5 protein-coding genes are annotated in these 5,120 nt (G+C 61.9%); 1 reads left to right on the forward strand and 4 read right to left on the reverse strand.

The window, feature by feature from the left end; all coding sequences use genetic code 11:
- The first annotated feature begins 241 nt into the window (after positions 1 to 241).
- Positions 242 to 547 carry a helix-turn-helix transcriptional regulator gene (locus RMO57_RS04345; RefSeq protein ID WP_310384565.1) on the forward strand — a complete coding sequence of 102 codons (306 nt, stop codon included), beginning with the start codon at positions 242 to 244 and terminating at the stop codon, positions 545 to 547.
- 15 nt (positions 548 to 562) lie between these two features.
- On the opposite strand, the gene RMO57_RS04350 is transcribed toward RMO57_RS04345, so the two are convergent.
- The 4 genes from RMO57_RS04350 to RMO57_RS04365 all read right to left on the reverse strand — a co-directional run bounded on the left by RMO57_RS04350 (position 563) and on the right by RMO57_RS04365 (position 5,078).
- Positions 563 to 2,137, reverse strand: a complete 1,575-nt coding sequence (locus RMO57_RS04350; RefSeq protein ID WP_310384567.1) for an ABC transporter substrate-binding protein — start codon at positions 2,135 to 2,137, stop codon at positions 563 to 565.
- 71 nt (positions 2,138 to 2,208) lie between these two features.
- The gene (locus tag RMO57_RS04355; RefSeq protein ID WP_310384569.1) at positions 2,209 to 3,789 is read right to left on the reverse strand and encodes an ABC transporter substrate-binding protein; all 1,581 of its coding nucleotides are present in this window, start codon (positions 3,787 to 3,789) and stop codon (positions 2,209 to 2,211) included.
- Between the two features lie 36 nt (positions 3,790 to 3,825).
- On the reverse strand, positions 3,826 to 4,194 hold the full coding sequence (locus RMO57_RS04360; RefSeq protein ID WP_310384571.1) for a hypothetical protein: 369 nt from the start codon (positions 4,192 to 4,194) through the stop codon (positions 3,826 to 3,828).
- Between the two features lie 41 nt (positions 4,195 to 4,235).
- Positions 4,236 to 5,078 carry an isopenicillin N synthase family dioxygenase gene (locus RMO57_RS04365; RefSeq protein ID WP_310384573.1) on the reverse strand — a complete coding sequence of 281 codons (843 nt, stop codon included), beginning with the start codon at positions 5,076 to 5,078 and terminating at the stop codon, positions 4,236 to 4,238.
- Between the last annotated feature and the right edge of the window lie 42 nt (positions 5,079 to 5,120).

Below are 5,120 nucleotides of genomic sequence, written 5' to 3' on the forward strand. Positions count from 1 at the left end.
AGTGCCAAAACCAGGAAAGGGAAACCGGTCGAAAAACATCTCGGCCTAAAATCAAATCGCGCAACACCGCCCTCGGTCACGATCACCGGAATCCTGGGTCACGTTGCCGGAATAGCGGGTCACGTTCGCCGGAATACGCACTTGCATAACGTCCAATCCACGCGCCTACGAGGCGGCGCGCGAGGATTGCGAGCGCGAGCTTTCTCAGACTGCCGGCGGCGTCGGCCCTTGGTCGCAACGCTTGCGCCTGCTCTTGCTGCAACGCCGCCCACCCGCCGCCTATCCGACCGCGCTGGCGCTGGCCGCGGACTGTCATGTGTCGGTGCGCACGCTGATACGCCGGCTGCGCGCTGAAGGCAGCAGCTATCAAGCGCTGCTCGACGCTGTGCGCCAAGAGCAGGCCCTTTGGCAGCTGCGCCACAGCCAGAATTCGGTCGAGGAAATTGCCGCGCAGCTCGGCTTTGAGGACACATCCAACTTCAGCCGTACCGTGCGGCGCTGGTTCGGGCAGACGCCCTCAAGCCTGCGCGAGCGCTTGCGGGCCTGAACAAGGCCGGTGTGCTTACTTGATGTGGGTGAAGCGCGCCTCCGGCCGGTCGTCCGAGCGGTGCACGGTCTCCACATTGGCCCGCATGGCCCAGGGCCGCATCTGGTGGTGCAGCGGGATGAAGAAGGTCTCGTCCCGCACGCGCAGCAGCGCTTCGCGGATCAAGGCGTTACGCTTTGCCACATCGGTCTCTATCTTCATGCTGGCGATCAGCTGATCGAGCTGGGCGTCGCTGAGTTTTGAGTAGTTGAAGTTGCCGTCGGCACCGCTGCTGCGGGTGTGCGCCAGGCTTTGCAAGGTGAACTGCGCGTCGAAGGTGGCCACCCCCCAGCCCAGCATATAGAGCGGTGCCTCAAAGCGCTGGAAGGTCTGGCTGTGTTGCGAGAAGGGCAGGGCGGCCAGCCGGGTCTTGATGCCGATCTTGGCCCACATATTCACCACCGCCAGGCAGATCTCTTCATCATTGACATAGCGGTTGTTGGGGCAGTTCAAGGGCACCTCAAAGCCGCTCGGGTAGCCGGCCTCGGCCAGCAGTTTTTTGGCCTTGTCGAGGTCGGCCTTGAGTGGCTGGTCGATGTCGGGCGTGTTGCCGTTGACGCCGGGTGCCACCATGATGCCGGCCGGAATCGACAGGCCGCGCATGATGGTGCGTTTGATCGCCTCGCGGTCGATCGCCACACTCATCGCCTCGCGCACGCGTTTGTCTTTGAAGGGGTTCTTGCCCTTGACGCTGGCGCCTAGCAACTCCTCGCTGCCCTGGTCCATGGCGAAGAAGATGGTGCGCACCTCGGGGCCCTCAACGACCTTGAGCTTGGGGTCGGCCTTGAGCTTGGCCACGTCTTGGGTCGGCAGGTCGGTCAGCAGATCGACATCGCCGGACAAGAGTGCGGCCACCCGGGTCGGGTCTGATTTGATCGGGGTGTACGCGACTTCGCTGATATTGCTGGCGTTTTTGGCGTCCCACCAGTCCTTGTTGGCGAGCATGGAGATTTTTTGGTCGGGCTGCCAGCCGGTGATTTTGTAGGCGCCGGTGCCCATCGCGTTGCGCGACGCGTAGTTGTCTTCCTTGGCCTTGTAGTCCTGCACGTTGGTGGTCTTGTTCTTTTCGGCCCAGGCCTTGCTCATGATGCGGAAGTCAATGATGTTGCGCAGCAAGATGGGCGTGGGCGCGCTCAAGATGAAATCAACGGTGTGTTCGTCGATTTTCTTGATTTCCTTGATGCCGGCCACATAGGACTGCATCGTGCCTTGGGGCTGGCTGATGCGCCCGAAGGTGAAGATCACGTCATCGGCACCGAAGGGCGATCCGTCATGGAACTTGACGCCTTTGCGTAAGTCAAAGCGCACTTGGGTGGGCGAAAGATAGGTCCACTTGGTCGCCAAGGCCGGCTCGACCTGGAATTTGTCGTTGTAGCGGGTCAGCCCCTCGTAGGCATGCATCAGGATGGCGATGGTGGTGGTGTGGTTCTGCGAGTGCGGGTCCATGGTCAGAATGTCATTCTGAGCCGCCCAGCGCAGCGGCACGGCCGTGGCAGAGCCGCAAGCCAGACCCAAGGCGATGGCCAAAGCCAGGAGTTTTGTTTTGTACATAGCTATTCCATTCGACGAATGAAAGAAACCACCGCATGGGTGGTTTCTTGAGGCTGCGTTGAGGGTTTGAGTTACTTCAGCGTGGTGAAGCGGGCTTGCGGCTTGTCGTCCGCCCGGTGCAGGGTCTCGACATTGCCGCGCATCGCCCAGGGGCGCACTTGATGATGGACGGGAATGAACAGGTACTCATCGCGCACGCGCAACAGAGCCTCGCGGATCAGGGCGTTGCGCTTGCCCACGTCGGTCTCGGTCTTCATCGCCTGCACCAAGGCGTCCACCTTGGCGTCGCTGACACGCGAGTAATTGCCCTTGCCGTCGACGCCGGTTGTGCGGCTGTGGATCACGTCTTGCAAGGTGTATTGGGCGTCAAAGGTAGTCACGCCCCAGCCGTAGAGGTAGAGCGGCGACTCCATCTTTTGCAAGATCACCGAGTGCTGGGACATCGGCAAGGCGCTCAACTTGGCCTTGATGCCGATCTTGGCCCACATATTCACGACCGCCAGGCAGATCTCCTCGTCGTTGACATAGCGATCATTGGGGCAATTCAGCGGCACTTCGAAACCGTCCGGGTAACCCGCTTCGGCCAGCAGCTTTTTGGCTTTCTCAAGGTCAACCTTGGGCGGTACGTCGATATCGGGTGTGTTGCCGTTGACGCCGGGTGCCACCATGATGCCGGCCGGCACCGACAGGCCGCGCATCAGGCTGCGCTTGATCGCTTCGCGGTCGATGGCGGTGCTCATCGCTTCACGCACGCGCTTGTCCTTGAACGGGTTCTTGCCCTTGACGTTGGAGCCGCGCAACTCCTCGCTGCCTTCATCCAGGGCGAAGAAGATGGTGCGATTTTCGAGGCCGTCCATCACCTTGAGCTTGGGGTCGGCCTTGAGCTTGGCGACGTCCTGGGTCGGCAGATCGGTCAGCAGGTCCACATCACCGGACAGCAGGGCGGCCACGCGGGTGGCATCGCTCTTGATCGGCATATAGCTGATCTCGGTCACATTGCCCTTGTTGCTGTCCCACCAATCCTTGTTGGCGACCATGCTGATCTTCTGATCGGGCTGCCAGCTGATGATTTTGTAAGGGCCGGTGCCCATCGCATTGCGCGCGGCAAAGGTGTCTTCCTTGGCCTTGTAGTCCTGCGGGTTGACGGACTTGTTTTTCTCCGCCCAGGCCTTGCTCATGATGCGGAAGTCGGTCAGGTTGCGCAGCAAGACGGGGCTGGGCCCGTCCAGGATCAGATCGACGGTGAAGTCGTCAACCTTTTTGATCTCCTTGATGCCGGCCACAAAAATCTGGTTGTTCGCTTGCGGCTGCTTGATGCGGCCGAAGGAGAACACCACGTCGTCGGCGGTGAACGGTGTGCCGTCGTGGAACTTCACCCCGCGGCGCAGATCAAAGCGGATTTGCGTCGGGCTGATGGCGGTCCATTTGGTCGCCAGTGAGGGCTCGGGCTGGAACTTCTCGTTGTAGCGCGTCAGGCCTTCATAGGCGTAGGCGTTGATGCCATTGGTGGTGGCGTGATTTTGTGAATGCGGGTCCAGCGTCTGAATGTCATTCTGAGCGGCCCAGCGCAAAGGCACGGCTTGCGCGCAGACAGCCGCCAGCCCCAGCGCCATGGCCGCGACGGTGACAGCGGCGCGCTTGAATTTCGGCATTTTGATTCCCTTGAATGGAGTTGCGTGGGACCGATGCTAGCCGGCCCTGTCAGGTTCGGCTCTAGTGGCTTGCCCTTGAACTTGCAGGTTCGAGTCGCAGCCGATGCCGGCTGCGATCCAGCGGCGGCTGATGCGGGTCAGCAGCCTGGCCCAGCGGCCAGTTGAGGCACCTCGCCAGCCCAAGACCTGCAGCGGCGCGCTCAACATGCCGCAGACATAACGCTGATCTGGCGCTGACCATCGCAGCGCGTCGCAGGCGCCTGTGGTGCGCCGACTGATGAGGATGCCGATCGGGCAGGGCGCACTCAGGCAGCAAACTCCGCAGCCATTGCAGGGCTCGCCTTCGGCCGGCTTGGGCGGCGCGGCCGGGTGGATCTGGATGATCTGAGCGTGCTTGTTGGCCATGCGCGACTGTAGCGCCGGCCCGCAACTTGGCTCGCGCAGGCTCAGGTCTTGACGCCGAGTTCCCGGAGCCGCTCTTGCAGATACTCGTCGGCGGTGTAGCGATCCGACAGCACCACCTCATTGCGCGGATGCAGGAACAGCGGCAGAGATATGCGGCTGCGCGTGGCGCCTTCGCCCGTGGGGTTGACGACGCGGTGCTGCGTCGACGGGTAGTAGCCCTGCGAGGCCTCTTGCAACATGTCGCCGATATTGATGATCAGCAGGCCGAAATCGCAGGGCACATCAACCCAGGCGCCGTCGCGGCCCTGCACTTGCAGGCCGGGCTCGTTGGCGGCCGGCAATATGGTCAGCAGGTTGATGTCGCCGTGTGCCGCCGCCCGCAAGGCGCCGGCCGGCTCCTGCCCTGTCAAAGGCGGATAGCGCAGCACGCGCAGCAAGGTCAGCTTGCTGTCCTTGATCATGTTGGAGAGTGGCTCGCGGTAATGCTTGGCGATCTCCGCCGGCGTGAAGCGCTCGACCCAGGACAAGAGCTCTTGCGCCAAGTCATTGGCCTGCTCAAAGTAGGCCTGAGCCTCGGCCCGCAATTCTGGCGGCACCCGGCCCCAGGGGTAGTAGTGGAAGTACTCCTTGATGTCCTTCAGCGTGGCTCCCTTGGCGGTCTCCGAAATTTCAGTGGAGAAGTAGCCGTCCTGCGTTGCCTTGGAAAAAGGGTAGCTGCGCTTAGACTCCGAATTGAAGAAGCTCAGCCAATCGGCATAGATCTTCTCGACCCGCGCTTGCTGGATCGGGTGATTGACGAGCACGCCGAAGCCGGTCTCGTGCAGTGAGCGGGTGAATTGCTCGGCCGCATCGGCGGCCCGGTAGTCAACGACCTGTATTTGCATGGGATCTCCTGTCTGTCCCGCCGCCAAGCCATTCAATCGCGG

It is taken from the genome of Roseateles sp., from assembly GCF_031397715.1.
In the GTDB taxonomy this organism is placed as follows: Bacteria; Pseudomonadota; Gammaproteobacteria; order Burkholderiales; family Burkholderiaceae_C; genus Paucibacter_A.

Coding starts and splice junctions, on each gene's coding strand:
- RMO57_RS04355 (WP_310384569.1), bottom strand. CDS start 3,789: ATGCCGAAATTCAAGCGCGCCGCTGTCACCGTCGCGGCCATGGCGCTG.
- RMO57_RS04365 (WP_310384573.1), bottom strand. CDS start 5,078: ATGCAAATACAGGTCGTTGACTACCGGGCCGCCGATGCGGCCGAGCAA.
- RMO57_RS04360 (WP_310384571.1), bottom strand. CDS start 4,194: ATGGCCAACAAGCACGCTCAGATCATCCAGATCCACCCGGCCGCGCCG.
- RMO57_RS04350 (WP_310384567.1), bottom strand. CDS start 2,137: ATGTACAAAACAAAACTCCTGGCTTTGGCCATCGCCTTGGGTCTGGCT.